27 protein-coding genes are annotated in these 26,201 nt (G+C 64.1%); 7 read left to right on the plus strand and 20 right to left on the minus strand.

The genetic code is table 11. The features are described 5' to 3' along the window. Positions 1–203: 203 nt before the first annotated feature. Positions 204–686, minus strand: coding sequence for a Ros/MucR family transcriptional regulator (locus ACT6QG_RS03010; protein WP_444976116.1), 483 nt, complete (start codon positions 684–686; stop codon positions 204–206). Between the two features lie 563 nt (positions 687–1,249). On the opposite strand from ACT6QG_RS03010, the gene recR reads away from it, so the two are divergent. Continuing rightward, on the plus strand, positions 1,250–1,855 hold the full coding sequence (recR, locus tag ACT6QG_RS03015; RefSeq protein ID WP_444976117.1) for a recombination mediator RecR: 606 nt from the start codon (positions 1,250–1,252) through the stop codon (positions 1,853–1,855). Positions 1,856–1,883: 28 nt separating this feature from the next. Here recR and nadC read toward each other — a convergent pair whose 3' ends face one another. From nadC to ACT6QG_RS03045, 6 genes are all read right to left on the minus strand, one after another. Continuing rightward, positions 1,884–2,732, minus strand: a complete 849-nt coding sequence (gene nadC / locus ACT6QG_RS03020) for a carboxylating nicotinate-nucleotide diphosphorylase (RefSeq protein ID WP_444976118.1) — start codon at positions 2,730–2,732, stop codon at positions 1,884–1,886. A 14-nt stretch (positions 2,733–2,746) separates the two neighbouring features. Beyond that, positions 2,747–4,300, minus strand: coding sequence for an L-aspartate oxidase (locus ACT6QG_RS03025; RefSeq protein WP_444976119.1), 1,554 nt, complete (start codon positions 4,298–4,300; stop codon positions 2,747–2,749). Beyond that, the gene (nadA, locus tag ACT6QG_RS03030; RefSeq protein WP_444976120.1) at positions 4,297–5,379 is read right to left on the minus strand and encodes a quinolinate synthase NadA; all 1,083 of its coding nucleotides are present in this window, start codon (positions 5,377–5,379) and stop codon (positions 4,297–4,299) included. Before nadA ends, ACT6QG_RS03025 begins: the two co-directional genes overlap by 4 nt. 59 nt (positions 5,380–5,438) lie before the next feature. Further along, complete coding sequence (locus ACT6QG_RS03035) at positions 5,439–6,407, minus strand: NUDIX hydrolase (protein WP_444976121.1); 969 nt, start codon at positions 6,405–6,407, stop codon at positions 5,439–5,441. Between the two features lie 180 nt (positions 6,408–6,587). After that, a complete protein-coding gene (arsC, locus tag ACT6QG_RS03040) occupies positions 6,588–6,944 on the minus strand; it encodes an arsenate reductase (glutaredoxin) (protein ID WP_444976122.1) in 357 nt (118 codons plus the stop codon). 115 nt (positions 6,945–7,059) lie between these two features. Next, positions 7,060–8,298, minus strand: a complete 1,239-nt coding sequence (locus ACT6QG_RS03045; protein ID WP_444976123.1) for an MFS transporter — start codon at positions 8,296–8,298, stop codon at positions 7,060–7,062. Between the two features lie 274 nt (positions 8,299–8,572). On the opposite strand from ACT6QG_RS03045, the gene lptM reads away from it, so the two are divergent. Together lptM and lysA are read left to right on the plus strand one after the other, a co-directional pair. Next, the gene (gene lptM / locus ACT6QG_RS03050; protein WP_444976124.1) at positions 8,573–8,890 is read left to right on the plus strand and encodes an LPS translocon maturation chaperone LptM; all 318 of its coding nucleotides are present in this window, start codon (positions 8,573–8,575) and stop codon (positions 8,888–8,890) included. 165 nt (positions 8,891–9,055) lie between these two features. Then, positions 9,056–10,321, plus strand: a complete 1,266-nt coding sequence (gene lysA / locus ACT6QG_RS03055) for a diaminopimelate decarboxylase (protein WP_444976125.1) — start codon at positions 9,056–9,058, stop codon at positions 10,319–10,321. A gap of 63 nt (positions 10,322–10,384) precedes the next feature. Here the strand turns inward: lysA and ACT6QG_RS03060 are convergent, their stop codons facing one another. After that, complete coding sequence (locus ACT6QG_RS03060; RefSeq protein ID WP_444976126.1) at positions 10,385–11,764, minus strand: putative bifunctional diguanylate cyclase/phosphodiesterase; 1,380 nt, start codon at positions 11,762–11,764, stop codon at positions 10,385–10,387. Positions 11,765–12,137: 373 nt separating this feature from the next. Between ACT6QG_RS03060 and rfbC the strand changes: the two genes are divergently transcribed. The 3 genes from rfbC (at position 12,138) to rfbA (ending at position 14,779) form a co-directional block, all read left to right on the plus strand. Continuing rightward, positions 12,138–12,698: a dTDP-4-dehydrorhamnose 3,5-epimerase gene (rfbC, locus tag ACT6QG_RS03065; RefSeq protein ID WP_444976127.1), complete on the plus strand. Its 561-nt coding sequence runs from the start codon at positions 12,138–12,140 to the stop codon at positions 12,696–12,698. A gap of 50 nt (positions 12,699–12,748) precedes the next feature. Beyond that, entirely contained in the window at positions 12,749–13,813 is a 1,065-nt protein-coding gene (gene rfbB, locus ACT6QG_RS03070; RefSeq protein ID WP_444976128.1) for a dTDP-glucose 4,6-dehydratase, read from the plus strand. Between the two features lie 90 nt (positions 13,814–13,903). Further along, the gene (gene rfbA, locus ACT6QG_RS03075) at positions 13,904–14,779 is read left to right on the plus strand and encodes a glucose-1-phosphate thymidylyltransferase RfbA (protein WP_444976129.1); all 876 of its coding nucleotides are present in this window, start codon (positions 13,904–13,906) and stop codon (positions 14,777–14,779) included. A 90-nt stretch (positions 14,780–14,869) separates the two neighbouring features. Here the strand turns inward: rfbA and ACT6QG_RS03080 are convergent, their stop codons facing one another. From ACT6QG_RS03080 to ACT6QG_RS03120, 9 genes are all read right to left on the minus strand, one after another. After that, positions 14,870–15,340 carry an SRPBCC family protein gene (locus ACT6QG_RS03080; RefSeq protein ID WP_444976130.1) on the minus strand — a complete coding sequence of 157 codons (471 nt, stop codon included), beginning with the start codon at positions 15,338–15,340 and terminating at the stop codon, positions 14,870–14,872. Between the two features lie 192 nt (positions 15,341–15,532). After that, positions 15,533–16,240 carry an ABC transporter ATP-binding protein gene (locus tag ACT6QG_RS03085; RefSeq protein ID WP_444976131.1) on the minus strand — a complete coding sequence of 236 codons (708 nt, stop codon included), beginning with the start codon at positions 16,238–16,240 and terminating at the stop codon, positions 15,533–15,535. Continuing rightward, positions 16,227–16,979: an ABC transporter ATP-binding protein gene (locus tag ACT6QG_RS03090; RefSeq protein WP_444976132.1), complete on the minus strand. Its 753-nt coding sequence runs from the start codon at positions 16,977–16,979 to the stop codon at positions 16,227–16,229. Before ACT6QG_RS03090 ends, ACT6QG_RS03085 begins: the two co-directional genes overlap by 14 nt. Then, the gene (locus ACT6QG_RS03095; protein WP_444976133.1) at positions 16,976–17,986 is read right to left on the minus strand and encodes a branched-chain amino acid ABC transporter permease; all 1,011 of its coding nucleotides are present in this window, start codon (positions 17,984–17,986) and stop codon (positions 16,976–16,978) included. Before ACT6QG_RS03095 ends, ACT6QG_RS03090 begins: the two co-directional genes overlap by 4 nt. Before the next feature lie 14 nt (positions 17,987–18,000). Beyond that, positions 18,001–18,870 carry a branched-chain amino acid ABC transporter permease gene (locus ACT6QG_RS03100; RefSeq protein WP_444976134.1) on the minus strand — a complete coding sequence of 290 codons (870 nt, stop codon included), beginning with the start codon at positions 18,868–18,870 and terminating at the stop codon, positions 18,001–18,003. Between the two features lie 25 nt (positions 18,871–18,895). After that, complete coding sequence (locus ACT6QG_RS03105) at positions 18,896–20,167, minus strand: ABC transporter substrate-binding protein (RefSeq protein WP_444976135.1); 1,272 nt, start codon at positions 20,165–20,167, stop codon at positions 18,896–18,898. A gap of 53 nt (positions 20,168–20,220) precedes the next feature. After that, positions 20,221–22,605, minus strand: coding sequence for a xanthine dehydrogenase family protein molybdopterin-binding subunit (locus tag ACT6QG_RS03110; RefSeq protein WP_444976136.1), 2,385 nt, complete (start codon positions 22,603–22,605; stop codon positions 20,221–20,223). Beyond that, positions 22,602–23,108 carry a (2Fe-2S)-binding protein gene (locus ACT6QG_RS03115; RefSeq protein ID WP_444976229.1) on the minus strand — a complete coding sequence of 169 codons (507 nt, stop codon included), beginning with the start codon at positions 23,106–23,108 and terminating at the stop codon, positions 22,602–22,604. Before ACT6QG_RS03115 ends, ACT6QG_RS03110 begins: the two co-directional genes overlap by 4 nt. 11 nt (positions 23,109–23,119) lie before the next feature. Further along, positions 23,120–23,980, minus strand: a complete 861-nt coding sequence (locus tag ACT6QG_RS03120; protein ID WP_444976137.1) for an FAD binding domain-containing protein — start codon at positions 23,978–23,980, stop codon at positions 23,120–23,122. Positions 23,981–24,188: 208 nt separating this feature from the next. Between ACT6QG_RS03120 and ACT6QG_RS03125 the strand changes: the two genes are divergently transcribed. Continuing rightward, positions 24,189–25,001 (plus strand): TetR/AcrR family transcriptional regulator, encoded by an 813-nt coding sequence (locus ACT6QG_RS03125; protein ID WP_444976138.1) that lies wholly within the window; start codon positions 24,189–24,191, stop codon positions 24,999–25,001. A 62-nt stretch (positions 25,002–25,063) separates the two neighbouring features. On the opposite strand, the gene ACT6QG_RS03130 is transcribed toward ACT6QG_RS03125, so the two are convergent. The 3 genes from ACT6QG_RS03130 to ACT6QG_RS03140 are packed head-to-tail and all read right to left on the minus strand — an operon-like array spanning position 25,064 to position 26,200. Further along, positions 25,064–25,438 (minus strand): Na+/H+ antiporter subunit G, encoded by a 375-nt coding sequence (locus ACT6QG_RS03130; RefSeq protein WP_444976139.1) that lies wholly within the window; start codon positions 25,436–25,438, stop codon positions 25,064–25,066. Positions 25,439–25,445: 7 nt separating this feature from the next. Beyond that, on the minus strand, positions 25,446–25,715 hold the full coding sequence (locus ACT6QG_RS03135; RefSeq protein WP_444976140.1) for a K+/H+ antiporter subunit F: 270 nt from the start codon (positions 25,713–25,715) through the stop codon (positions 25,446–25,448). After that, positions 25,712–26,200 carry a Na+/H+ antiporter subunit E gene (locus tag ACT6QG_RS03140; protein WP_444976141.1) on the minus strand — a complete coding sequence of 163 codons (489 nt, stop codon included), beginning with the start codon at positions 26,198–26,200 and terminating at the stop codon, positions 25,712–25,714. Before ACT6QG_RS03140 ends, ACT6QG_RS03135 begins: the two co-directional genes overlap by 4 nt. Between the last annotated feature and the right edge of the window lies 1 nt (position 26,201).

Genomic DNA, 26,201 nt, shown 5'->3' on the forward strand with positions numbered 1-26,201 from the left:
GCGCACCGTTCTTCCGGAGCGCCGGCATGGAAAGAGCCCGGGGCCTGGACGCTGGGGGCAGCCTTGCATCCGGCTCCTGTCAGGCGGGCTGCACCGGTCTCATTACGCGGATGATCTGAAAGCGTAACGAGACCGGCGTGCAATCACGCGATCCGGCTCATCCGGGAGGACGGGCCGGCGGAAAGGAAATTCCAGCTCCGGGATCAGGATGCCGGAGTTGTCGGCGCCTTGCGGCGGGGTGCGGCCGGCTTGCGCGCCGGAGTGGCGGCGGCCTTCTTGCGGCTCTGTCCAAGGCCCATATTCTTGGCCAGTTCGGAGCGGGCGGCGGCATAGGCCGGGGCAACCATGGGGTAGTCCTTCGGCAGGCCCCACTTCTCGCGATAGGCTTCCGGGGTCATGCCATAGCTGGTGCGCAAATGGCGCTTCAGCGATTTGAACTTCTTCCCGTCTTCCAGGCAGATGATGAAGTCAGGGGTCACCGACTTCTTGACCGGAACGGCGGGCTTGAGCTCTTCCACCGGGGCGGATGCGGGCGTGCCGAGCTGGCCAAGAGCGCGATGGACGGATTCGATCAGTGCAGGCAGATCATTTGCTGCCACACTATTGTTGCTGACATAAGCCGCGACAATATCCGCAGTGAAGTCAATATGGCTTGACTGCGGCGTGCTGGATGCGGATTCGCTCACGGAAAATCCTTTCGCTTGATTGTTACCGCGATTGACGGACCAGCATTGAAGCTTGACTTCGGTGTAAAGCATTCAAGGCCTTAATACCGTCCTATAGCAGAACAGATTCAGCTGACAATCCACAATGATGAAAAACAGCAGGCGTAATCAGAGCAAGCTTTGTTCTCTAGAAGGCCGAACAGCAAGGACAGGCGCTTTCATATATCGCCCTGAAGGACATAATCGGAGCTGTGGCGGCCTGAAAATTAGCGTTTTACTGATATAGGTGGCCTCGTCATGCAACCATAGGGCGATATTTCTCGCGATATGCGACACATGCCGGGTGCCTGGAGTTTTCTGTTACCATTGTGGCCCACATCCAAGCATTTTCCAAGTTTCAGCGGCTGATGACACATCTCAAAGCTTTGTGATCCGGGCTCCTAAACACGATATGACATGCATGCTGCGGTGTTGGCCGGAAGGTGCGGGCAGGATCTGGAACCTCCCGCCTTGGCGTTGCCACCTGCACAGGCTACAGGAAGACAACAGGGCTGTTCGGCCCCAGGGAAACGGTCTTATCATTCATGCCTCGTGCCATTGCCGGGCCGGAGATTGAACGGCTCATCCAGTTGCTTGCCCGCCTGCCGGGCCTTGGGCCGCGTTCCGCGCGCCGCGCCGCCTTGCATCTCATCAAGCGGCGCGAGGGGCTGATGGATCCGCTGTCCCGCGCCATGGCCGATGCGCTGGAAAAGATCGTGGAATGCGAGATCTGCGGCAATGTGGATGTCTGCAACCCCTGCACCGTGTGCACGGACGCCACGCGCGAAAAGGGCGTGCTGGTTGTGGTGGCCGATGTGGGGGATCTATGGGCGCTGGAGCGGGCCAGCGTGCTGAATGCCCGTTACCATGTGCTGGGGGGCGTCCTTTCGCCGCTGGATGGCGTGGGGCCGGATGACCTCAATCTCGCCAGCCTGACAGGGCGTGTGGTGCGCGAGGACGTGCGGGAGGTGGTGCTTGCCCTGGGCGCGACAGTCGATGGTCAGACCACCGCGCACTATATTACAGACCTGCTGCGCGAGCTTGATGTGCGCGTGACCCGTCTGGCGCAGGGCGTGCCTGTCGGCGGGGAGCTGGATTATCTGGATGAGGGCACGCTTTCGGCAGCCATACGCGCCCGCACCCAGATGTAGGTTTCGCCTCGCTTTTTCGGGCGGGGCGTCAGTGCGTGTCCAGCCCCAGATCGAGGATCGGGGCGGAATGGGTGAGCCAGCCGACCGAGATCAGATCCACCCCCGCGGCGGCAATGGCCGGTGCGCTCTCACGGGTGACCCGGCCCGAGGCTTCGGTGATCATCCGCCCGCCCACCATTCCTACAGCGGTCTTGAGCGTTTCAGGCGACATATTGTCCAGCAGAACGGCATCCACGCCCAGCGCCAGCAATTCCTCAAGCTGGGTCAGGGTGTCCACCTCCACCTCGATTTTCACCATATGGCCGGCATGCCTGCGCACCCGCGCCACCGCTTCGCGCACCGAGCCGGCAATGGCGATGTGGTTGTCCTTCACCAGAACGGCATCATCCAGCCCGAAGCGGTGATTGGAGCCGCCCCCTGCCCGCACGGCATATTTCTCCAGCGCGCGCAGGCCGGGAGTGGTCTTGCGGGTGCAGACAATCTGCGCCTTGTGGCCGCTGACGGCCTCCACCAGCCCGGCCGTGGCCGAGGCGATGCCGGAGAGACGGCAGAGCAGGTTCAGCGCCGTGCGCTCCCCTGTCAGCACCCCGCGCCCCGGGCCCTCCACATGGGCGATGATGTCACCCGGCCCCACCTTGGCCCCATCGCGTGCCGCAGGACGGAACTGGATGGCGGGGTCCATCAGGCGGAAGGCCAGCCGGGCACAATCCAGCCCCGCCACCACGCCATGCTGGCGGGCGGTGATGACCATATGGGTCCGGTAATCCTGCGGGATGATGGCATCAGAGGTGATATCCCCTGCCCGGCCGAGATCTTCCAGCAGGGCGGCACGGATGATGGGCTCGATCATCAGGTCAGGCAGCGGGCAAGGGTCCATCGCACGGGGTTCCGTCAGTTGGTGTGTCCAAGAGGGGCCGCATGGGCGGCAATGGCGCGCGCCGCCGAAAGGGCGGCCTGCAGGTTGAGGCGTGAGCGCCGTGGTGGGGCGGGAGCCGGAAAATCCGTACGCCAGTGCCCGCCCCGGCTTTCCTCGCGCCGCAGGGCGCTGATGGCCATCATCAGGCCCACAAGGGCCGGGTCACTGGCCGGGCCGGGCGTTTCAGCCCGTGGCAGCAGGGCGCAGATGGCCTCATGCAGGCCCGCCCCATCCCGCAGAACGCCCAGATGGCGGGACAGAATGGCGCGGGCGAATGCGGCATCGGCTCCGGGCGGCATTTCTCCCAGAACGCGCCGGGCCGGAGAAGGCGCCTCATGCCCGGCAATATCCTCCGCCACCCAGCGGCCGCACACCACAGCCTCCACCAGCGAGTTGCTGGCCAGCCGGTTTGCCCCGTGCAGGCCGGTGGAGGCAACCTCGCCACAGGCCCAGAGCCCCGGCACGGTGCTGCGCCCATGCGGATCCACCGCAATGCCGCCCATGTGATAATGCGCGGCGGGCCGGATGGGGATGAGAGCCTGTGCCGGGTCAATGCCCGCCGCCGCGCAGGCCGCCGCAATGGTGGGAAAGCGGGTGGCAAAGCGCGGCCCAAGACAGGCGCGCGCATCCAGAAACACGCTTTCCCCCTGCTGGATCTGCGCCCAGACAGCCCGCGCCACCACATCACGCGGCGCGAGTTCCGCCCCCGGCACGTCAGCCATGAAGCGTGTGCCTGTCCCATTCACCAGAATGGCGCCCTCCCCCCGCACCGCCTCGCTGATGAGGGGCGTGCGGCCCCCTTCCCGCCCGGGAAGGGCCAGGGCGGTGGGGTGGAACTGCACGAATTCGAGATCTGCAAGCTCGGCCCCGGCGCGGGCGGCCAGCGCTAGCCCTGCCCCGAAGGAACCGGGAGGGTTGGTGGTGTGGGCAAACAGCGCCCCTGCCCCGCCCGTGGCCAGAACCACCTGCCGGGTGCGCAGGATCGCGCCTTCCACATGGCCGGCCAGCATGATGCCGCTGATCGCGCCATCCTCCACCAGCAGGCGGCGCACATCCACATGCTCCAGAACAGTGATGGAAGGCTGCGCCCGCACCGCAGCGGTGAGCGCCCGCACTGCCTCTCGCCCCGTGCCATCACCCTGGGCATGGGCAATGCGGTGGCGGCTGTGCGCCGCCTCCAGCCCCAGCGCCAGCGCGCCTGTCGCATCACGATCGAACGCCGTGCCGATCCGCAGCAGGGCCTCGATCGCCTGCGGGGCCGCCGCCAGAATCCGCCGGGCCATGTCGGCATCGCACAGGCCCGCCCCGGCTTTCAGCGTGTCTGCCAGATGCAGCTCCACGCTGTCCTCGTCATCAAGGGCCGCGGCCATGCCGCCCTGCGCCAGCGGGCTGGAGCCATCCAGCTCCAACGCCGCGCGGGAGATGAGCACCACCGGGCGCGGCGCCAGAAACAGCGCCGCGGAAAGCCCCGCCAGCCCGGCCCCGATGATGACCGGCTGACCATGAAGGGCGGCGAGGGCCGGGCTCATACCGCCAGCATCCGCTCAACGGAGAGACGCGCCTTTTCCGCCGTGTTCGGGTCCAGCACCACTTCATGGGTGTTGTTTTCCAGCGCGGCGCGAATATTGGCGAGGGTGATCTTCTTCATGTGCGGGCACAGATTGCACGGGCGCACAAAATCGAGATCAGGATACTTCACGGCGATATTGTCGCTCATCGAGCATTCGGTGAGCAGAACCACGCGGGCGGGCCGCTTTTCTCCCACATAGGTGGCGATGGCGGCGGTGGAACCGGAAAAGTCCGCTTCCGCCACCACTTCCGGCGTGCATTCGGGATGCGCCAGAACGGTGACCCCCGGATGCGCCTCGCGCAGATCCCGCACATCCTGCGGGGTGAACAGCTCGTGCACCTCGCACTGGCCGGCCCAGCTCAGAATCTCCACATCGGTTTCTGCGGCCACATTCTTCGCCAGATACTGGTCCGGCAGCATGATGACCTTGGGCACATTGAGGGAGTTGACCACCTTCACGGCATTGCCGGAGGTGCAGCAGATATCGACTTCCGCCTTCACATCCGCCGAGGTGTTCACATAGGCGATGACCGGCACGCCGGGATTGGCGGCGCGCATGAGGCGCACATCTGCCGCCGTGATGGAATCGGCGAGCGAGCAGCCGGCGGCGGCATCGGGGATGAGCACCGTCTTGCCGGGGTTCAGCAGCTTGGCGGTTTCGGCCATGAAATAGACCCCGGCCAGCACGATGACATCGGCATCCACCGTCATCGTCTCACGCGCCAGCGCCAGGCTGTCCCCGACAATATCGGAGACGCAGTGGAAGATTTCCGGGGTCTGGTAATTGTGGGCGAGGATAACGGCATTGCGCTCGCGCTTCAGCCGCAGAATGGCTTCCACATCATCGGCGAACAGCGCCCAGTCTGCGGCGGGCACCACACGGCGTACCCGCTCATACAGATCCGCCGTGCGGAAAAAGGCTTCCGGCAGCGCCGGGCTGTGTGCAGGTGCAGCATCACCCGTGCGGCCCGAGGGGGAGGCGGGCAGGCGTGTTGGCGTGCACGCGGCGGAGGGTCGTTCAGCAAGATCAACAGACATATCTTTATACTCACATTGAGCATATCTTTTTTATATACTCATTTTGAGCATTCCATCTGTCAAGTGCGTGCGAGCGGCAATTTTGAACCCACCATCGCCCGCTCGGCCAGAACGGCATGGCGGAAGCGGAAAAGTTTTGCTGGCCTGCCAATGGTTTCGGAGGTGGTCTCGCCGGTTTCCTCCACCAGTTCCTGGGCCTCCATCAGCCGACGAAAATTTTGCTTATGGACCGTTCTGCCGGCCAGAGCCTCCACGCAACGCTGCAATTGAAGCAGGGTGAAGGTGGGCGGCATCAGCTCGAACACCACCGGGCGATACTTGATCTTGGCGCGCAGGCGGGCGATCGCGGTGGCCAGAATGCGCCGGTGATCGGCAAACATGTCCTGTCCGGCGATACAGTCTTCGGGCATCTTGTTGCGGGTGCGAGATGAAGCGCCCTCCCCCGCCTCGATGATCTCGCGCCGGCTTTCCGGCACCAGCATCGCCTCATAGAGCAGCTCATAGCGCTGGAGGGTCAGCTCCTCGTTCCAGGCATGGTCATTGAGCCCGAAGGTGACATCCGCCCGCTGCCGCCGCGCCTGTCTCTGCGCCGGGCTGCGCGTGGCGCTCACCCAGGCTTCCAGCGCCGGGGCGATGGTGGCCCCGATGATCGCCGGCATACCCTCGCGATGGTCTTCCCAGGGGAAATACTCATACCAGCTGCGCCAGCCCGCCTCGGCATCATCCAGCGCCCGGGTCAGGCCCAGATAGCTGATGGAGATGGTGCGCTGGGTGCTTTCCAGCCCGGTCCGGTCCTTGTCGGCAAAGGTGTAGAGCTGCTCCACATAGCCCAGCGGATGCTGGGTTTTCTGCTCCACCCACGCACGCAGGCCCGATTGCAGGGAGCGGTGCTCCAGCTCGAACGGGCCGCTGGGCAGGGCAGAGCCGGATTTCAGCGTCATCACCCGTGGCGCGCCATCCGTCACCGCTGCAAGAACTGCAATGAGATCCACGGCAATGGACGGGGCGGGCCGCTGGGTGCTGGTCATGGGGCTCCTGTTGCGAAGATATTCTGTTTATGTTGAATTTGCTTGAACTATATAGGGAAATATAATTTTCAAAAGCGGATATGTGGCCGGCGGATGTCTGTCATATCCCGTCCCCAGCGCAGGGCGGGGGCCCTGCCGCTTCGCCTGTTTCTTCTGAAGGTTGCCTGTCGGGAAAACCCGTCAGGGAAGGATCTCCTGCACACGCTCCATCGGCCGGCACAGGCGCACGCCCCTGGCGGTGAACACGAAAGGGCGTTCGATCAGGGCCGGGTGGGCGACGAGCGCATCCAGCAGCGCATCATCCGAAAGGGCGGGGTCATCAAGCCCGAGCTTGCCGTAAAGCTCACCCTTGCGCCGCACCACATCGCGCACCTTCAGGCCGGCCTGTACAATGGCGCGGGCGAGTTCATCGCGGCCGGGCGGGGTCTTCAGATATTCGACAATATGCGGCTCAATGCCATGCTCGCGCAGCAGCGCCAGTGTCTTGCGCGATGTGCCGCAGGCCGGATTATGCCAGATGGTCACGGTGTCAGACATGAAAATGATCCTGAAGGAAAGGCCGGTGTCCGGGGCGGGCGGGGATGTGCGCCATCAGTGTAGTGCGCCGGGCGCACCGGCACCACCGCAGTGATGGATCATCTTTTCCCGAACTTCAGGACGAGGCGCCGCCATGTGCCGCGGTCTTGTGTGCCGTCTTGCGTTCCAGCAGCCATGAGAACAGGGTGAGCATGAGGGCCAAGACGCACAGGCCCGCGGCCAGCCAGGGCAGTTCTCCATACTGGAAGCCGGCGGTAAGCGCGGCCCCGCCAAGGCCGGCCCCGGCCGCATTGCCCAGATTGAAAGCGCCCTGATTGAGCGTGGAAGCCAGATTGGGCGCCTGTGTGGCCTCATTCACCACACGGGTCTGGAGCGGGGCGACCACGGCGAATGCAAGCACGCCCCAGATGAACAGGCTGATGGCGGCCGGCACCATGGCGGTGGTGGTGGCCGGCAGCAGGAGGAGCAGCGTGGTCAGCACACAGATGATGCCGATGAGGGAGAGCATCAGCCGGCGATCCGCCAGCCAGCCCCCGGCAAAATTGCCGACAGTGAGGCCCGCCCCGAAAATCAGCAGCATCACCGTCACCCCATGGGCGGAAATGCCGATCCGGGTGGTGAGCAGCGGCGTGATATAGGTGAACACCGTGAACAGGCTGGCCGAGACCAGAATGGAAATGCTCATGGCCAGAATCACCTGTGTCCTGGCCACCGCCTTCACCTCCTGGGAGAGGCGCATGGGCGCGATGGGCAGGCCGCGCGGCAGCCACAGGAACAGGGCCAGCGCCGCCAGAAGGCCAATCAGCACCACGGCCAGAAAGGTCGTGCGCCAGTGCCATGTCTCGCCGATCATGGTGCCCAGAGGCACGCCGAGAACATTTGCCAGGGTCAGGCCGGCAAACATCATGGCGATGGCCTGCGCCTTGCGCCCCGGCTGCACCATCTGCGCCGCGACCACCGCCCCAAGGCCGAAAAAGGCCCCGTGGCACAGGGAGGTCAGCACCCGTGCCGCCATCAGCAGCCAGAAATCGGGCGCGATGGCGCAGGCCAGATTGCCGATGATGAACACTCCCATCAGCAGCAGCAGTGCCTGCCGACGGTCCATCCGCGCCGTGGCGATGGCCAGAAAGGGCGAGCCGAACGTCACGCCCAGCGCATAGCCGCTGACCAGAAGCCCGGCGCGGGGAATGCTCACCCCCAGATCCGCCGCCACGCTCGGCAGCAGGCCGACAATCACGAACTCCGTGGTGCCAATTCCAAAGGAGGCGACAGCCAGAGCCAGCAGGGCCAGCCTGATTGCTGTGCCCGCGGACAGGCGGGAAGGGGAGAGCAGGGCGCTCAAGGCGTGGAGCATGGGGCAGAACCAGAAAAGGGAGAGAAGTCCGGCCGTACCCGGCAATTGTGACAGGCTATAGCGCGCCAGCAGGCTGGAATAATGATTATTCCGATGGGGAGACACGTGAAAATGGCATGGCTTTTGGCATCTGTGGCGATCAGATCCCATGCAAAACAAGGGCTTGCCCGTTTTCTCCAGAAGCTGTCGAAAGGAGTCATGCAGGAGGGGCTCGCCTTTGGCGCGATGCAGGTTATATTGGCCCCCAAATTCATTCCCGACAGTTCGGATACCCATGGGCCGCCTTACTCTTCCCCTGGTGCTTCTTTCCGCTCTCACGCTTGCAGCGTGCGGTGTGAAGGGGCCGCTTGAGCCGCCTCCGGGTGCGCCGGATGCGTCGTCAAATGCCCGTCAGGGCCAGAATGCACAGGCCGGCAGCGCCAGTGTCAGCAACTGGAATGACCAGGCCAAGTCTCTGGAGCGCATGCCCAGCGGCAACAATACGCCGGGCACCACATTCGGCTGGGGCGGGTCTGATCGTGAAGCGGAGAAGGACCATCTGCGTGGTGCCTATTCTCCCGACCGCCCCTTCATTCTTGACGGGCTGCTCTGAGCGATCCGCCATGCGGGCCTGATCTGTCCGGCCATGTACGGCCGGGCCGGAAAGACCCGTCCAGACAGGTTTCGGGAACGCTCCCCCATCAGGGCCGGTGAGCGGATCCGGGCCTGTTCCCTTCCGCCAGATCCGCCCGCCCCACTGTTCGAGATTCAGTTCGCCATGCATCACTTCAGCTATCGTGATGGCCGCCTGCATGCGGAAGGTGTGGACCTTTCCGCCATGGCCGCGGCTGTGCACACGCCTTTCTACTGCTACTCCTCCGCCACGCTGGAGCGGCATTATCAGGTGTTCATGGAGGCCTTTCGCGGCCGCGAGGCATTGCTGTGCTATGCGCTGAAGGCGAATTCCAACCAGTCCGTCATCGCCACGCTGGCCCGCATGGGCGCGGGGGCGGATATCGTTTCGGCCGGTGAGCTGCGCCGCGCTCTGGCTGCCGGCATTCCGGGCGAGCGCATCGTGTTCTCCGGCGTCGGCAAGACGCGTGACGAGATGGCCGAGGCCCTGAACGCCGGCATCTTGTGCTTCAATGTGGAAAGCGAACCGGAGCTGGAAGCCCTCTCGCAGGTGGCCAGCGCCCTGGGGCGCACCGCCCCTGTCTCTGTCCGGGTGAACCCGGATGTGGATGCGCGCACCCACCAGAAGATTTCCACCGGCCGTTCCGCCACCAAGTTCGGCATTCCCATTTCCCGTGCGCGGGAGGTGTATGATGCCGCCGCCCGTCTGCCGGGCATCGCCATCACCGGCGTGGACATGCATATCGGCAGCCAGATCACCGACATGGCGCCGTTCGAGAATGCGGTGACCCTGCTGGCCCAGCTGGCGCGGGATCTGACGGGGGCAGGGCACAGGCTGCATCATCTGGATCTGGGTGGCGGGCTGGGCGTGCCCTATGCCGCCAGTGACCCCGTTCCCCCCGCTCCGGATGTCTATGCCCAGGTCGTGCTCAAGGCGCTGGGAGACCTGAAGCTGCCGCTGGTGTTCGAGATGGGCCGGATGATCGTGGCCAATGCCGGCATCCTCGTCACCCGGGTGCTGTATGTGAAGCGTGGAGAGGGCAAGACATTCGTGATCGTCGATGCGGCCATGAATGACCTGATCCGCCCCACCCTGTATGAAGCCCATCATGATCTTCTGCCCGTGCGGCAGGCGCCTGAAGGGGCGCAGGTGGTGGTGGCGGATGTGGTGGGCCCGGTCTGTGAAACGGGTGATTTCCTTGCCCTCGCCCGCCCCATGGCGGAGGTGAAGGCCGGCGATCTCATCGCCGTGATGACCGCCGGAGCCTATGGCGCGGTGCAGGCCTCCACCTATAATACCCGCCCGCTCATTCCCGAGGTTCTGGTGCGTGGTGACCAGATGGCGGTGGTGCGCCCGCGTGTGGAGGTGGATGCGCTCATTGGCCTCGATCGCACCGCACCCTGGCTCTGAGGGAGCAGGTCAGCGCAAGGACAAGGCAGCCCGGCCCCAGCGGATTGACCGCGGGCCGGCCTGTCATGAGGCTTCAGGCCGGACGGGCGGGGTATCGTCACGGGACATGAAGCTTTGCAGTTCCCCGATCAGCATGGGCGGGGCGAGGTAGAAGCCCTGCACTTCATCGCAATCGGCCCGGCGCAGCAGTTCGAGCTGGGATGCGCTGCCCACGCCCTCTGCCACAACCTGCATGCCCAGCGCCCGGCCCAGCCCCAGAATGGCCTCGACAATGGCCAGTCCGTTGGGCGTGCGGTCCAGATCATCGATGAAACGATAGTCGATCTTCAGGGCATCAAAGGGAAAGTGGCGCAGATATCCGAGCGAGGAGTAGCCCGAGCCGAAATCATCCATGGCCAGGCGCACGCCCAGCTTCTTCAGCCGGGCCATCACGTCCCGCGCCTTCTCGATATTCTCGATCAGCACGCTTTCAGTGATCTCCAGTTCCAGGCGATGCGGGGGCAGGCCGCTATCGGCGAGGGCCTCTTCCACTTCCCGGACCAGATCGTCATTGCGGAACTGAACCGCGGAAACATTGACCGAAACATTCAGGCCGGGCAGGCGGGCAATGGTTTCGCAGGCCTGTCGCAGCACCCATGAGCCGATGGGGATGATCAGGCCGCTCTGTTCCGCCAGCGGAATGAAGTCATCCGGGCTCAGGCGTCCCAGTTTGGGGTGGTTCCAGCGGATCAGCGCTTCCACGCCGCGCAGCTCGCAGTTCTGCGTGCCCCAGCGCGGCTGATACATGAGGATGAACTGGCCGGAGAGGATGGCATGCCGCAGGTCCCCTTCCAGCGAAGAGCTTTCGGGGGCGCGCTCCATGTCCGATGCGAAGAAGCACAGGGTGCCGGGCCCCCGGTGCCGGGCCTGGGCCAGCGCCAGCCGGGAGCAGTCCAGCAGACCCTCCACCTCGATGGCATCCCGTGGCGACATGGCCACGCCCATGGCTGCCTGGGGATAAATCTGGCTGTGCCCATGCACGCCGCCGGGCAGGGTGATTTCAGCCGTGCTGGCGAAGGGTTCGGTTATCGCATCCTGAATCCGCGCGCACAGACGCTCCAGAACAAGGCCATCCTCAATGCCGGGTGCCACGATGACGAATTCATCCACGCCCACCCGCGCCAGAAAATCATGGCCGCGCAGGCACTGGCGCAGGCGGCGGGTGATGTCCACCAGCAACCGGTCACCCAGCGCGAAGCCATAGGTGTCATTCAGCCTGCTGAAATCATCGATATCGAGCGTGCAAACCGCAACGGAACCCAGCCCGTGACGCGCCGCACCCAGTGCGCCAGACAGGAACTCCCGCATCAACAGGTGGTTGGGCAAACCTGTCAACGGATCATGAAGGGCCAGCGCCTCCGGCTTCCAGAGCCTGGTCCCTGCGTCTGGGCGTCCTGTCATCATACCGGATACATGTCCCAAATATCACCCTGATTTTACGTCAGGGTGATTGTCTCATGCCATTTTGCTGCAGAACAACAGAATTCGGCAAGCACTGCCTTCGACGCAGGTCCGCCCTGTTGAGAAAGGGGAAAAGACAACAGGCCGATACTGGCCGAAACCTGCCGGATGCATCCGCCTGGGGGATTCTTCCGGAAGATGGCGGCGTATAACTGGTCTTGAGGCTTGCCCCCTGGGCGGGCGATGCAGGCCATGGTGCGGACAGGATATGAGGATGTATCTTTTGCCGATGGCTTGTTGCCCCGCATACGGTGTAATGGGATAAGCGCAGGCGGATTTTCCGAGCATGTCCGCTGTTTGATTTTGGAGTTTCATCGTGGAAGTTCATGCCTTTGCGATTCCCGGGGTGAAGCTGGTGACGCCGAAGCGTTTCGGGGATCATCGCGGCTTTTTCAGCGAGACCTGGAATGACCGGCTCTTCCGCGAGCAGGTGGCGGATGTGACCTTTGTGCAGGACAATCACTCCCTGTCGGCGGCGAAGGGCACATTGCGGGGGCTCCATTTCCAGAAGCCGCCATCGGGGCAGGGCAAGCTGGTGCGGGTGACGCGCGGCGCGGTGCTGGATGTGGCGGTGGATATCCGCCACGGCTCCCCCACCTTCGGCCAGCATGTGGCGGTGGAGCTGAGCGCGGACAATGGCGCGCAGCTCTGGATTCCCGAGGGCTTTCTCCACGGCTTCTGCACTCTCACCGAGAATGTGGAGTTCCTGTACAAGGTGACCGGCTATTACAGCCCGCAGGATGATGGCGGCGTCATCTGGAATGACCCCGATCTGGGCATTGAATGGCCGGTGGGCGCGGACGGCCCGGTGCTTTCGGCCAAGGATGCCGAGCTGCCGCGCTTGCGCGACCTGCCCGTGCTGTTCCGGTTCGACTGATCATGGGCGCGGGCTCCTCTGCTGCCCCTTCCTGCGAAATGTGAGGCCATATGCGTATTCTTGTGACCGGCGGGGCCGGCTTCATCGGTTCGGCCGTATGCCGGCATCTGATCCGGGACACGGTCCATGAGGTCATCAATGTCGACAAGCTCACCTATGCGGGCAATCTTGCCTCGCTGAAGGCGATCGACAACGATCCGCGCTATCGCTTCTTCAGGGCGGATATCTGCGATGCGGAGGCCATCCGCGCCATCTTCGAGGAAACGCAGCCGGATGCGGTGATGCATCTGGCGGCCGAAAGCCATGTGGACCGCTCCATCTCCGGCTCGCGCGCCTTTATCGAGACCAATGTGCTCGGCACCCATGTGATGCTGGAGGCCGCGCGTGCGCGCTGGAACGCGCTGGAAGGGGCGGCGAAGGACAGTTTCCGCTTCCTCCATGTCTCCACCGATGAGGTCTATGGCTCGCTGGGCGCGGATGGGCTGTTCACCGAGACCACGCCCTATGATCCCTCCTCGCCCTATTCGGCCTCCAAGGCGGCGTCCGATCATCTGGCCGTGGCGTGGCACCGCACCTATGGGCTGCCGGTGGTGGTCTCCAACTGCTCCAACAATTACGGGCCGTATCACTTCCCGGAAAAGCTGATCCCGCTGGTGATCCTGAACGCACTGGATGGCAAGCCGCTGCCGGTCTATGGGGACGGCTCCAATGTGCGTGACTGGCTGTTCGTGGAAGACCACGCCCGCGCGCTGCTCACCATCCTCACCACAGGGCGGCTGGGCGAGACCTATAATGTGGGCGGGCGCAATGAGCGCTCGAACCTTCAGGTGGTCCACACCATCTGCGATACGCTGGACCGGCTGCGCCCGGCGCAAAAGCCCCGGCGCGAGCTCATCACCTTCGTGACCGACCGGCCCGGCCATGACCACCGCTACGCCATCGACGCGACAAAGCTGGAAACGGAACTGGGCTGGAAGGCGCAGGAGAATTTCGATACCGGCCTTGAGAAGACGGTGCAGTGGTATCTGGACAATGAGTGGTGGTGGGGCCCGCTGCGCTCGAAGGTCTATGGCGGTGAGCGCCTCGGCCTGGTTGAGGACAGAAAGGGTGCGTGAGGCATCGGCGCGCCTTCCGGCTGGCGGGCCGCGCTCGGGTATCGGCATCATCAGCATCACTTGAAAATGCTGGGGCAGGAGAAAAGACCAATGAAGGGCATCATTCTGGCGGGTGGCAGCGGCACGCGCCTTCACCCGCTCACGCTTGTCACCTCCAAGCAGCTCATGCCGGTCTATGACAAGCCGATGATCTACTATCCGCTCAGCGTGCTGATGCTGGCGGGCATCACCGAGATCCTCATCATCTCCACCCCGCATGACCTGCCGCAGTTCCAGCGCCTGCTGGGCGATGGCAGCCAGTGGGGGCTTGAGTTCTCCTATGCCGAACAGCCAAGCCCCGATGGTCTGGCGCAGGCCTACCATATCGGCGCGGATTTCGTGGCCGGCGGCCCCTCGGCGCTCATTCTGGGGGACAATATCTATCACGGCCACGGCCTGCCCAAGCTTCTGGATGCCGCCCGCGCGCGCACCGATGGCGCAACGGTCTTCGCATATTATGTGAATGACCCCGAGCGTTACGGCATCGTGGAGTTCGACAAGGACCGCAATGCGCTCTCGATCGAGGAAAAGCCGAAGGCGCCGCGCTCCAACTGGGCGGTGACGGGGCTGTATTTCTATGACCATCAGGTGGTGGACATTGCCGCCAACCTGAAGCCCTCCGCCCGCGGGGAGCTTGAAATCACGGATGTGAACAAGGCCTATCTGAAGCGCGGACAGCTGCATGTGGAGATGATGGGTCGCGGCTATGCCTGGCTCGACACCGGCACCCATGACAGCCTTGTGGATGCGGCGACCTTCGTGCGCACCATCGAGAAGCGTCAGGGCCTACGCATCGCCTCTCCGGAGGAGATCGCCTTCAACAGGGGGCTGATCGATGCCGATGCCCTGCTCGGGCTCGGCCAGAAACTCGGTAAAAGCGATTACGGGCAGTATCTCATCCGTATCGCAAATGAGGGACGCAACTGAAGTCTGGAGGAGTGGGCCGCATTCGCTGATCCGGCCCACTTCATGCTCTGGAAAATGACCCTCAGGCCCGCATGGGTCGGGTCTGAGGTTTCAGGAGGCGGCTTCCGCAACCGCCTCCTCCGGCTGTCCAACCCGGGTGGCGAGGGCCGAGAAGAACTGGTCCGCCAGCTTGCGTGCGCTGGATTGCAGGAGCCGGTTGCCAAGGGCCGCGAGCTTTCCGCCAATCTGCGCATCCGCCACATAGGACAGGACCGTCTCGCCATTATCCTCGGCAAGGGTCACCCTGGCCTCGCCCTTGGCAAAACCGGCAATGCCGCCATTGCCCTGGCCAGTGAGACGGCAGCTTTCGGGGGCATTCATGTCCAGCAGTTCCACGGTTCCGCTGAAATTGGCGGAGACTGGGCCGATCTTCAGCTGCACCTTGGCGGCGAAACTGTTGTCCTCATTTTTCTCCAGTTCCTTGCAGCCGGGAATGCACTGGCGCAGCATGTCCGGGTCCAGAATGGCGGCCCACACGGTTTCGCGCGGCGCGGCGATGCGGTATTCGCCTGTCAGTTCCATGGTTTCTCTCCCTGTGGTGATGTTCTGCTTGTCGTGATGCTTGAAAAGGGCGCAGGTCATCATGTCCGCGCCGCACGGGACGCAGATGGGGTGATGGCCTGAGCGGGCCGATGTGGGTGGAGGCTGGTCAGGTCCAGCCGCACCAGTTTCGTTCAGAGGCGGATTTTGCGGGTGTCCGACAGATATTCCGGCCTAAACGGCGCAATATCGGTCCTGTATATCCTTGTCTGCCAACAGTGCTTCCGCGCTGGATTCATGGACGACCTCACCCTCATCGATGATGATGGCGCGGCTGGCGAGATTGAGTGCCCATTCCACATTCTGTTCCACCAGCAGCAGGGTCATGCCCTGATCCCGCAGGCGGCGGAACAGAACGCCCATTTCCTCCACCAGAACGGGCATGATGCCTTCGGAAGGTTCATCCAGAAGCACCATCTTGGGCCGCGAGATGATGGCGCGGGCAATGGCCAGCATCTGCTGCTCGCCGCCGGACATGGTGGTGCCCTGCTGGTGCAGCCTTTCCTTGAGGCGCGGAAAACTTTCCGCGATCTCGTCAATGGCGGCGTTCACATTGGTCCGGCCGGCTGCGACCAGCCCGATTTCGAGATTTTCCCGCACGGTGAGGCCGGGGACGATGCGCCGCTCTTCCGGCACATAGGCGAGGCCCATGCCGTAGCGCGCGTGCGCGCCAAGGCCCTGCATGTTTTTGCCGTCAAAGCTCAGCCGGCCCTCGGCCCGGGGCATCAGCCCCATGATGGCGCGCAGGGTCGAGGTCTTGCCGGCCCCGTTGCGCCCCACCAGAGCGACGATCTCGCCCGGCTCCACCCTGAAGGACAGGCCGTGCACCACATGGCTCGCGCCATACCAGGCATTGAGGTTTTCGACTTCAAGAATAGCCATCGTTCTGCCCCAGATAAACGCGCCGCACTTCAGGGTCCGATCGCACCTCGTCAGGTGTTCCATCGGCCAGAAGGCGGCCGTGATGCAGCACCAGAATGCGGTTTGACAGACCCAGGATCATCTTCATCTTGTGCTCGACAAGAAGAATGGTGCGATCTCCCGCCAGGCGTTCGATCAGCTCCACCATGTCCTTGGTTTCCTGCGGGCCCATGCCGGCCGTTGGCTCATCCAGCAGCAGCAGTTCGGGATCGGCCACAAGGGAAATGGCGATTTCCAGCGCCCGCTGTTCACCATGCGAGAGTTCGCGGGACACCCGGTTACGCTTGGCAAACAGCCCCACCTGCGCCAGCGCCGCATGGGCCTTTTCCAGCAACTGCCCATAGCGGGCGCGATGCGAGAACAGGTCATACCGCGTGGTGAGCGCCTGTGCGGCAACCCGCACATTCTCCTCCACCGAGAGCGAGGAGAACAGATTGGTGATCTGGTAGGAACGCGCGATGCCCAGATGCACGAAGCGGTGCTGCTTCATGCCGGTGACATCGCGCCCCTTGAAGCGGATCGCCCCGCTGGAGGGGGCCAGCGCACCGGAAAGCACATTGAAGAAGGTGCTCTTTCCGGCGCCGTTGGGGCCAATCACCGCCGTGACCTTGTTGCGCTCGAACGAGGTGGAAATCCCCGACAGGGCGACAAATCCGCCAAAGGAGCGCCCGACATTCTCAACCGTCATCAGTGCAGTCATGGCGCATCCCTTTCCGTGCGCGAGAGGCGTGCCATCAGCGTGCCCCACAGGCCCTTGGGCATGTACAGAACGAAGAGGATGAAGATGATGCCGACAATGAGCTGCCAGTGGGATGTCCAGAGCGAGAACACATCCTCGATCAGCAGGAACACCAGCGCACCCACGAACGGCCCGAAGAAGGAGCCCGCGCCACCCAGCATGGTCATCATCACCACCAGGCTGGAGGTGTGATAGCCCAGCGCATCCAGCGGCACGATGGCCAGATGGAGCGCCGACAGGGTACCCGCCAGCCCGGAAACAGCCCCCGAAAGGATGAAGGCGAGCAGCTTGGTGCGTTCCACATTGAAGCCGCAGGCGCGGGCGCGCACCTCATTTTCCCGCACCGCCTCGATCGCCGCGCCAAAGGGGGAGTTCAGCACGCGGGAGACGAACCACAGGGCGATGGCTGTAAAGGCCATGAGGAAGTAATATTTCTGGGTCGGGTCCAGCATGTTCACCGTGAACAGGCCGAGTATATCCGCCTGTGCAACAGTAAATCCGCGCAGGCCATTTTCTCCGCCGGTCCAGCCATAGGCCTGAAGGGCGACATAGAAGACAAGCTGCGAGAGGGCCAGCGTGACCATGCAGAAATAGATGCCGCGGGTGCGGATGGAGAGGGCGCCGATCACCGCCGCCAGCAGGCCGGCCCCGCTCACGCCCACCAGCATGGCGGGAAACCATCCCAGCCCGAAATGGGCGATGGCCATGCCGGTGAGATAGGCCCCGCCGCCAAAGAAGGCGGCATGGCCGAAAGAGAGCAGGCCCGTATAGCCAAACAGCAGGTTGAAGCCGACCGTGAACAGGCCATAGATCAGCACATTCACGGCCAGGGCCTGGGAGGGGAGAATCCAGGGCAGCAGGCACAGCACGACAATGGTGAACGGCACGCGCCATTGGGCGGCCAGCCGGCTGAAGGGAACGGATGCACGCGCGGGCAGGGTGCCGGCGGCAGGAGTGGATGAGGTCATGATGCGATCTCCGTTCATGCCGCCGCGCGTCCGAACAGGCCTTGCGGGCGCAGCAGGAGAACCAGCGCCATCAGGGCGAACATGACGATGGTGGCCATTTCGGGTGCGAACAGCGCGGTCATGCTGATGGCGATGCCCACCAGAAGCCCGGCGACGACAGCCCCCAGCAGCGAGCCCATGCCGCCAATGACGGTGACAACGAACGCCTCTGCCAGAACCAGTGTGCCCATTTCCGGGCTCACATTGCGCATCGGCGCGGCCAGCACGCCGCCAAGGGCGGTGAGGCCGATGCCAAGGCCGAACACCAGCAGCCAGACCTTGCTGATATCGACCCCGAGCACGCGCATGATCAGCGGATCACGCGCACCGGCCCGCACGATCAGGCCAAAGCGGGTCTTTTCCAGCGCCAGCCACAGCGCCACCAGCACCAGCGCCACCACGAGAATGACGAACATGCGGTAGATGGGGAAATAGCCGATGCCCAGATCCACCACGCCCTGGAGCGCCTCGGGGGCCGAGAAGGGAATGCCATCGGTGCCGAATGTGATGCGCACGCCTTCCACCAGCACATAGCCGAGGCCGAAGGTGAGCAGCAGCGGATCATCGACCGAGCGGCCATAGAGCGGGCGGATGAGGAAGCGCTCTATGGCCATTCCGAACACGCCGATGGCGATGGGCGCAACCAGAAGCGCCCACCAGAAGCTGTCTGTCAGCGAAGCGACCCACAGCCCGGCATAGGCTCCCACCATGAACAGTGCGCCATGGGCGAAGTTCACGATGCCGAGCATGCCGAAAATGATGGTGAGCCCGAGCGCCACCATGACGAGGATCGCCCCCAGCGCCAGGCCGGAAAAGAGCTGCATGAGAATGAGTTCAAGGTCCATGATGAGCCTCCGGCCCACTGAGATGTCAGGTCGGGAAGCCGAGTTCCGCGCAGCTGCGCAGCATCAGCTCTGAGGGTGGTTCAACGGCGACGATGTCAAACAGGTCATCCGGGCTCTTCATCTCGGCCTTGCCCTTGGAGCGCAGCACAAGAACCGACTGGACCGACTGATGATCGCAGGCCCGGTAATATTGCGGCCCCTTGGCCACGTCATATTTCAGCTCCTGCAAGGCGTTGACGATCCTGTCCGTTTCCGTTCCGCCGGCCTTCTCTATGGCGAGGAGCGTGGAATAGACGCCGGTGAAGCCATAGGCGCCGTAATCCGTCGGCAGGCTGCCATAGGCGGCCTTGTAGGCATCATTGAAGACGCGGGCGCTGGGCACGGTATCCTGCAGTTGCCAGTAATAGTTGGCGCCGCCGATCACGCCCTCGAACACATCCGGGGCCACGGCGATACGCTGGTTGTGCAGCAGGACGGGCACCACGATCTGCATCTGCTTCTTCATGCCGAAATCATTGGCCTGCTTGATGGCGTTGGCCTGATCGCGACCGAAATTGCAGATGGCGAGAATGTCCGGCTTCATGGCGCGCAGGCGCGGCATCAGGGTGGAGTAATCGGGCGTGCCGAAGGGATGCATGATCTCGCCCACCACCTCGGCGCCGATCTCGGCGGCGGCGCGCTTGAAGCCGCGCAGCATCTCATGGCCATAGGCATAATCGGCCACAAGGAAGGCCACGCGCGTGCCTTTCCTGAAGGTGGCGCGGGCCACGGCGGCCGTGGTCATGTGCGGGTTGAGCGCCTCATGAAAGGTGTATCGTGAGAAGTCCTTGATCTCATTGATGGTATCGGACTGGCTGATGGACACATAGACCACGCCGCGGGCGCGCGTCACCTCATTCACGGCCAGTTGCACGGCGCTTGAGAGCGCGCCGACAATGGCATGCGCCTTGTCCTTCTCGATCAGTTCGAGCGTGCGGGTGGCGGCCTCGCCGGCATTGAGCTTGTCATCGCGCACCAGAAGCTCGACCTTGCGCCCGGCAATGCCGCCCTTGTCATTGAAGAGCTTCACCGCCAGTTCGGCGCTTTTCACCTGATCCTTCGCCTCGGCCGCGAACGGACCCGTGAGGGGCACCGGAAAGCCGATGCGGATGCTTGATGTCTGCGCGCGGGCGATGGAGGGGGCGGCCACCATGCCGAGGGATCCCGCCCCCAGCCCGATACCCAGGCTTGCGCCCATGCCGGCCAGAAGCGTGCGGCGTGACATCACCAGTGGTGGCTTCCTTGTATTCTCGGACATGTCATTCCTCCCGAATGATTGTGTTCTGTATGTTGTTGTGATTTATTGTCTTTTCAGTCCACGCCCAGGGCGCGCAGGATGCGGGCCGGGGTCATGGGGATTTGTGTGAGCCGCGTGCCGAAGGGGCGCAGGGCATCATTGACGGCGTTGAGCGCGGCGGCGGACGAGGCGGCCGTACCGGCTTCCCCGCATCCTTTCGCGCCCAGTTCCGTGTCACGGGTTGGCGTTTCCACGTGATCGATCAGGATGTCCGGCATCTCGCAGGACATCGGCACCAGATAGTCGGCCAGCGATCCATTGGTGAGCTGGCCGTTCTCGTCATAGAGGCACTCCTCGAAGAAGGCCGCGCCCAGCCCCTGCACCACGCCTCCGCGCACCTGCTCTTCCACCAGCAGGGGATTGATGACGCGCCCGCAGTCCTCCACCACGAAATGCTTGAGGATCTTCACGAGGCCGGTCTGGGTATCCACCTCCACATGGCAGCCATGGATGCCATTGGTGAAGGCGAAGGGGTAACCCTGTGGCGCATAATGGTGGGCCACGGTGAGCTGGGCATTTGCGTCCGGCGGCAGGGTATCGGAGCGGAAAAAGGCAATCCGCGCGACCTCCGCCAGAGACATGCGCACCGCCCCGCCATCGCGATTGATGACCTCGCCATTGACGAGATCCAGATCATCGGGGCGCGCCTGCAGGATGGTGGCGGCGAGGGACAGCACATTCTGCTTGAGCCGGCGGGCGGCCTGAAGCGCCGTTTCACCGCCAATGCCCGCCCCGCGGCAGGCCCATGTGGCCCCGCCATGCGGCGTCACCTCGGTATCGCCGGTGAGCACCCGCACGATCTCGCGCGAAACACCCAGATGATCGGCGACGATCTGGCCGATGATGGTTTCCGTCCCCTGTCCCTGTTCGGTGACGGAGATGGTGCAGCGCACCTCCCCGGACGGGGTGATGGTGATGACGGCGGCATCCTGCGCCGAGATGCGCGCCCCGCCCACCCCATAGAAGGCGGGCGTGGGGTTGGTGATCTCGACATAGGTGGCGATGCCGATGCCGCGATGAATGCCGCGTTCGCGCAGCTCGGCCTGCTCCCTGCGTAACCGCTCGTAATCCATCAGCCGGTGCAGCCTGGTGAGGCAGGCCTGATGCGAGAGCCCCTCGAACTTGTAGCCGGTGAGCGCCGTGCGGGGGTAGGAATCATCGCGCAGCATGTTCAGGGCGCGGATGGCGAAGGGGTCAAGCCCCGTCGCATGGGCGCCCTCGTCCATCAGATGCTCGGTGACGGCGGCGGCAATGGGGTGGCCCACGGCGCGATACTGGCTGGTCTGCGTCTTGTGCTGGAACACCACCTTCAGCCCGGCGCGATACGCCTCCAGATCGTAAGGCGTGCCGATGAGGCGGATGACCTGGTTGCCTTCCACCACGCTGGTGCGGGGATAGGTTGAAAAGGCGCCGATGCCGGTTTCATCCTCCACATCCATGGCCAGCACCCGCCCTTCCGCATCAAAGGCGGCACGGGCGCGCACGCGATGGTCGCGGGCATGGATGTCGGAAACGAAAGCCTCAAGGCGGTCGGCGACGAACTTCACCGGCCGCCCGGTGAGGATGGACAGGCCGACAACCGCCATATCCTCATGATAGACATGCAGCTTCACGCCGAAGGAGCCGCCGACATCCGGGGCGATGACCCGCACACGGGATTCCGGAATGCCATAATGGCGGGCATACAGGTCCTGAAACTGGAACGGGGTCTGCGTGCCGTGATGCACGGTGAGGCGCTGCTCGCTGGCATCATAGTCGGCGACGATGGCGCGCGGCTCCAGCGTCACGCCGGTATGGCGGCCAAAGCGGAATTCACGCTCCACCACATGGGCGGCGGCCGCGAAGATGTCATCCACCCGGCCGGTGTCTATCACGGCGCGGAAGCACAGATTGTCCTTGTAGTCCGCCGTTGCGGGGGGCGCGTCCCCGGCCAGCGCGGTGTCGAGATCGGCGAGGACGGGCAGCTCCTCAAGCTCCATCTCTACCAGTTCGGCGGCATCTTCCGCCTCGGCCCGGCTGTCGGCGACAATGGCGACAATGGCCTGCCCGCTCCACAGCACCTCTTCCAGAGGCAGAGGAAGCTGGGGGGCGGATGTCATGCCCTGGAAATGCGCCAGCGTCCCCACCCAGGGGGTGCAGAGCCGGGCCAGATCCTGCCCGGTGGCCACAAGGCGCACGCCCGGCGCGGTGCGCGCGGCCTCCACATCCAGCGAGAGGATGCGGGCATGGGCATAGGGCGAACGCACAAAGGCGGCATGCAGCATGCGCGGCAGGGCAAGGTCGGTCACATAACGTCCGCGCCCGGCCAGCAGGCGCAGGGCATTGGGGCGGGACATGGGCCGGCCGACATGGGGTTGCGGGCTGTCCTTCAGGCCGCGCGGGGGCAGGGGGGCATTCATGGATGAATCTCCCGCGAGATCTGCGGCAGGCCGGCGCGGGCGCGCATCACCTTCTCTATGGCATCGACAATGGCCTCATATCCGGTGCAGCGGCAGTAATTGCCGGACAGCGCATCGCGGATCTCCTCCCTGTCCGGCACGCCGCCGCTCTCGACAAGGGCATGGGCCGTGACCAGCATGCCGGGGGTGCAGAAGCCGCATTGGAGGGCATTGCGTTCATGGAAGGCGCGTTGCAGCTCGCGGATGGCGCCGCTTTCGGCCAGTCCCTCCACCGTTTCCACGCTCGCGCCTTCAGCCTGCACGGCAAGGACGAGGCAGGCATGCACCGGCGCGCCATCCATCATGACGAGGCAGGCTCCGCAGGCACCCATCTCGCAGCCGGTATGGGTGCCGGTGAGCTGAAGGTCGGTGCGCAGGAAATCGGCCAGCGTGGTGCGTGGCGTGACCATGCGGCTGATGGCGATGTCATTCACCGTGAGGGTGAGCGGCAGGGGCTTTGGCATCAGGGCCTCGCTCATGGGGTGGCCTCCAGACGCTGCAGCAGGCGGCCGAGCAGGACACGCGCCAGATGACGGCGCATGGAGGGGGAGATCTGGGCGTCATCCGGCGGGTCCAGATCCTCATCCAGCGCGCGCTGGGCGGCAGCGATGCTCTCCGCCTCCAGCCGTTGCCCGATGAGGGCCCCTTCGGCATTCCGCGCCCGCACCGGGGTGGCGGCAACCGAGAAGCAGGCGATGCGCATGTCGGCGACCATGTCGCCATCCATCAGCGCCATGATGCCGGCGCCCACCATGGCGTAATCACCCCGGCGGCGGGCCAGTTCATCAAAGGCGCAGCGATGGCCGGGTTGCGCGCAGGGAATGTGCAGCGCCACCAGAATGTCGCCCGGCTCCAGCGCCGTCTGGTACAGGTCCTGGAAATAGTCATCCGCGGGCACGAGGCGCAGCCCCTCGGGCGAGGAGATTTCCATGCTCGCCCCCATGGCGAGCATCATGGCGGGAAACTCGGAGGCCGGATCGGCCAGAGAGACGCTGCCCCCCAATGTGCCGCGATTGCGGATGGCGGGATGGGCGACAAAGGGGGCGGCCTGCGCCAGCAGGGGCGCATGGGTGGCGATGAGCGGATGGCGCAGCGCATCCACATGGCGCGTCAGCGCCCCAAGGCGCAGCACCCCGTCTTCCACGCCGATGCCACGCATCTGCGCGATGCCGGCAAGATCGATGATCTGCCGGGGGGCCTGCAGGCGCATCGCCAGCGCAGGCACCAGGCTCTGGCCGCCTGAAATATAGCTCGCATCCCCATCGGCCTCCGCAAATGCGGCATGTGCCTCCGCAAGGGTCTGCGGCCGTGCATAAGCAAAAGCGCGCGCCTTCACGGCATCCTCCCCGGTCTTTGATGTGGACTTTGTGACCACTTGGTCACAAAGATTGACAGATGTTTTCTATCTGTCAATAGCCATTACAAATCGTCCCGCCGTTTGGGGTGGACAGGGTTGCCGGCGAGGCGGAAAGGCTTTTGGCTTGGTCATGTGCGGTGATTGCGCTATCGCACCCCAAAAGCCGCCATCAGGGGGGAGGTTTGCGATGAAGGATTCTGACGAGGAAAAGGCCGGGCAGGCCGGTACGCCGGAAAAAGACCCCACGCCGCGCCGGGCTGCGGACAGGGGCAGGGCGGAGGCTGTGCCCGGTTCATCCGGGAGACGGAAAGCGGCATCCGCCATCACCGGTGATGCTCCGCGCCCCCGCCGCCAGCACATGCGGGCCGCCGAGCGCGAACAGGCGATTATCGAGGAAGCGGTGCGTTTCTTCGCCGAGCACGGGTTTGAGGGGCAGACCCGTGAACTGGCCAAGCGCATGGGCATCACCCATTCGGCCATCTACCGGCACATTCCCAGCAAGGAAGTGCTGATCGAGCGGGTCTATGAGCATGTGTATCTGAGCCGCTGGAATCCCAACTGGGCCAGCCTGGTGATCGATCGCTCAAGGCCGCTGGAAGAGCGGCTCAACCGGTTCTATCTGGAATATGTGGAGCGGGTGTTCGATTATCACTGGGTGCGGATCTTCGCCTTTTCGGGCCTGAAATCCTTCGACATCACCAGCCGCTATCTCACCATCATCCGTGACCGGATCATCCTGCCGGCCTGCGGCGAGCTGCGCCACGAACTGGGCCTGCCATCTCCGGAGGACGTGCCGGTTTCAGAGCGTGAGGCCGAGCTGTTCTGGGGGCTTCACGGGCGCATCTTCTATCTGGCCATCCGCCGCTATGTCTATGCCACGCAGACCCCCGATGACCTGACGCTCATCGTTGGCGATGCCGTGCGCAGCTTCCGCATCGGTGTTGCACCCGTGCTGCGCGATATGCTGGGGGAAGAGGTGGCCGACCCCGCCCGGTCCTGACCTCCACGCCAGGAGGCGCTTCCGGTGAGGCGGGCCACCACCGGAAGGCAGGATGTTCGGCGCTAGCGCCACTGGCTCTTGCGCAGGCCGGAAATGGTGGCCCAGCCCACGGGGCGGCCGGTTGGCGGCAGGTCCGCACGCTCTTCCTTGGCGCGCAGAATATGCGCCTTGGCCACCATATGGGCGCTCACCGGCGCGGTGAGCACAAGGAAGAAGGTGATGAGCAGTTCATGCACCGACCATTCCCCGCGCACGCCGATGGCATAGACCATGGAGGCGATGAGCATGGCGCCGATGCCCAGCGTCGTCGCCTTGGTGGGGCCGTGCAGGCGGCGCATGGTGCCCGGCAGCTTGGCAAGCCCGAGCGAGCCGACCACCAGAAAGAAGGCGCTGATGAGAATCAGCGCGGATGTCAGGATTTCCCAGAAGAGTGCCATCACATCCTCACTCGATCACGTTGCCGCGCAGCAGATATTTGCAGAAGGACACGGTGGTCACGAAGCCCACCATGGCGAACAGCAGGGCGGCCTCGAACGAGATGGCGCTGCCATAGACGATGCCCACCAGAACGATGAGGGCGATGGTGTTGACGACCAGCGTGTCGAGCGCGATCACCCGGTCCACCGCATCCGGCCCCACGGCCAGACGGTAGAGGGTGAGCAGAAGCGCGCAGCTGACAGCCACTCCGGCAATGATGCAGGCGATGGTGATCATTCGAATATCCTCTTCAGCCGGCATTCATATCGTTCCTTGATCTGGGTGATGATCTCGTTGGGATCATCGAAATCAAGGCAGTGAATGAGCAGGACCTTGCCGTCCGCGCTGATGTCCACGCACACCGTGCCGGGGGTGAGCGCGATGGTGCCGGTGAGCGCGGCGATGGCTTCCGGCGTTTCCAGTTCCAGCGGCATGGTGACATAGACCGAGCGCAGGCTGTCCCCCCGCCGGAACAGGATGAGCTTGGCCACATGAATGTTCGAGACGATGACATCCCAGAGCAGGATCAGCACATAGGTGATGATGGTGAGCGGCGCCTTGATGCGCGGCCGGCCGGGCCAGAAATTGGCCACATAGAGCGGGATGAGAAAGCCCAGAAGCAGCCCCAGCACGATCTGGCCGGGGCTGATGGAATTGGTCAGCATCACCCAGACAAGGGTGAGGCAGATGCTCAGCAGGGGGTGGGGAAAGAGGCGCGACATG

The organism is Haloleucobacter ellipsoideus (assembly GCF_052491725.1).

Coding starts and splice junctions, on each gene's coding strand:
- recR (WP_444976117.1), top strand. CDS start 1,250: ATGCCTCGTGCCATTGCCGGGCCGGAGATTGAACGGCTCATCCAGTTG.
- nadC (WP_444976118.1), bottom strand. CDS start 2,732: ATGGACCCTTGCCCGCTGCCTGACCTGATGATCGAGCCCATCATCCGT.
- ACT6QG_RS03025 (WP_444976119.1), bottom strand. CDS start 4,300: ATGAGCCCGGCCCTCGCCGCCCTTCATGGTCAGCCGGTCATCATCGGG.
- nadA (WP_444976120.1), bottom strand. CDS start 5,379: ATGTCTGTTGATCTTGCTGAACGACCCTCCGCCGCGTGCACGCCAACA.
- ACT6QG_RS03035 (WP_444976121.1), bottom strand. CDS start 6,407: ATGACCAGCACCCAGCGGCCCGCCCCGTCCATTGCCGTGGATCTCATT.
- arsC (WP_444976122.1), bottom strand. CDS start 6,944: ATGTCTGACACCGTGACCATCTGGCATAATCCGGCCTGCGGCACATCG.
- ACT6QG_RS03045 (WP_444976123.1), bottom strand. CDS start 8,298: ATGCTCCACGCCTTGAGCGCCCTGCTCTCCCCTTCCCGCCTGTCCGCG.
- lptM (WP_444976124.1), top strand. CDS start 8,573: ATGGGCCGCCTTACTCTTCCCCTGGTGCTTCTTTCCGCTCTCACGCTT.
- lysA (WP_444976125.1), top strand. CDS start 9,056: ATGCATCACTTCAGCTATCGTGATGGCCGCCTGCATGCGGAAGGTGTG.
- ACT6QG_RS03060 (WP_444976126.1), bottom strand. CDS start 11,764: ATGATGACAGGACGCCCAGACGCAGGGACCAGGCTCTGGAAGCCGGAG.
- rfbB (WP_444976128.1), top strand. CDS start 12,749: ATGCGTATTCTTGTGACCGGCGGGGCCGGCTTCATCGGTTCGGCCGTA.
- rfbA (WP_444976129.1), top strand. CDS start 13,904: ATGAAGGGCATCATTCTGGCGGGTGGCAGCGGCACGCGCCTTCACCCG.
- ACT6QG_RS03080 (WP_444976130.1), bottom strand. CDS start 15,340: ATGGAACTGACAGGCGAATACCGCATCGCCGCGCCGCGCGAAACCGTG.
- ACT6QG_RS03085 (WP_444976131.1), bottom strand. CDS start 16,240: ATGGCTATTCTTGAAGTCGAAAACCTCAATGCCTGGTATGGCGCGAGC.
- ACT6QG_RS03090 (WP_444976132.1), bottom strand. CDS start 16,979: ATGACTGCACTGATGACGGTTGAGAATGTCGGGCGCTCCTTTGGCGGA.
- ACT6QG_RS03095 (WP_444976133.1), bottom strand. CDS start 17,986: ATGACCTCATCCACTCCTGCCGCCGGCACCCTGCCCGCGCGTGCATCC.
- ACT6QG_RS03100 (WP_444976134.1), bottom strand. CDS start 18,870: ATGGACCTTGAACTCATTCTCATGCAGCTCTTTTCCGGCCTGGCGCTG.
- ACT6QG_RS03105 (WP_444976135.1), bottom strand. CDS start 20,167: ATGTCCGAGAATACAAGGAAGCCACCACTGGTGATGTCACGCCGCACG.
- ACT6QG_RS03110 (WP_444976136.1), bottom strand. CDS start 22,605: ATGAATGCCCCCCTGCCCCCGCGCGGCCTGAAGGACAGCCCGCAACCC.
- ACT6QG_RS03115 (WP_444976229.1), bottom strand. CDS start 23,108: ATGCCAAAGCCCCTGCCGCTCACCCTCACGGTGAATGACATCGCCATC.
- ACT6QG_RS03125 (WP_444976138.1), top strand. CDS start 24,189: ATGAAGGATTCTGACGAGGAAAAGGCCGGGCAGGCCGGTACGCCGGAA.
- ACT6QG_RS03130 (WP_444976139.1), bottom strand. CDS start 25,438: ATGGCACTCTTCTGGGAAATCCTGACATCCGCGCTGATTCTCATCAGC.
- ACT6QG_RS03135 (WP_444976140.1), bottom strand. CDS start 25,715: ATGATCACCATCGCCTGCATCATTGCCGGAGTGGCTGTCAGCTGCGCG.
- ACT6QG_RS03140 (WP_444976141.1), bottom strand. CDS start 26,200: ATGTCGCGCCTCTTTCCCCACCCCCTGCTGAGCATCTGCCTCACCCTT.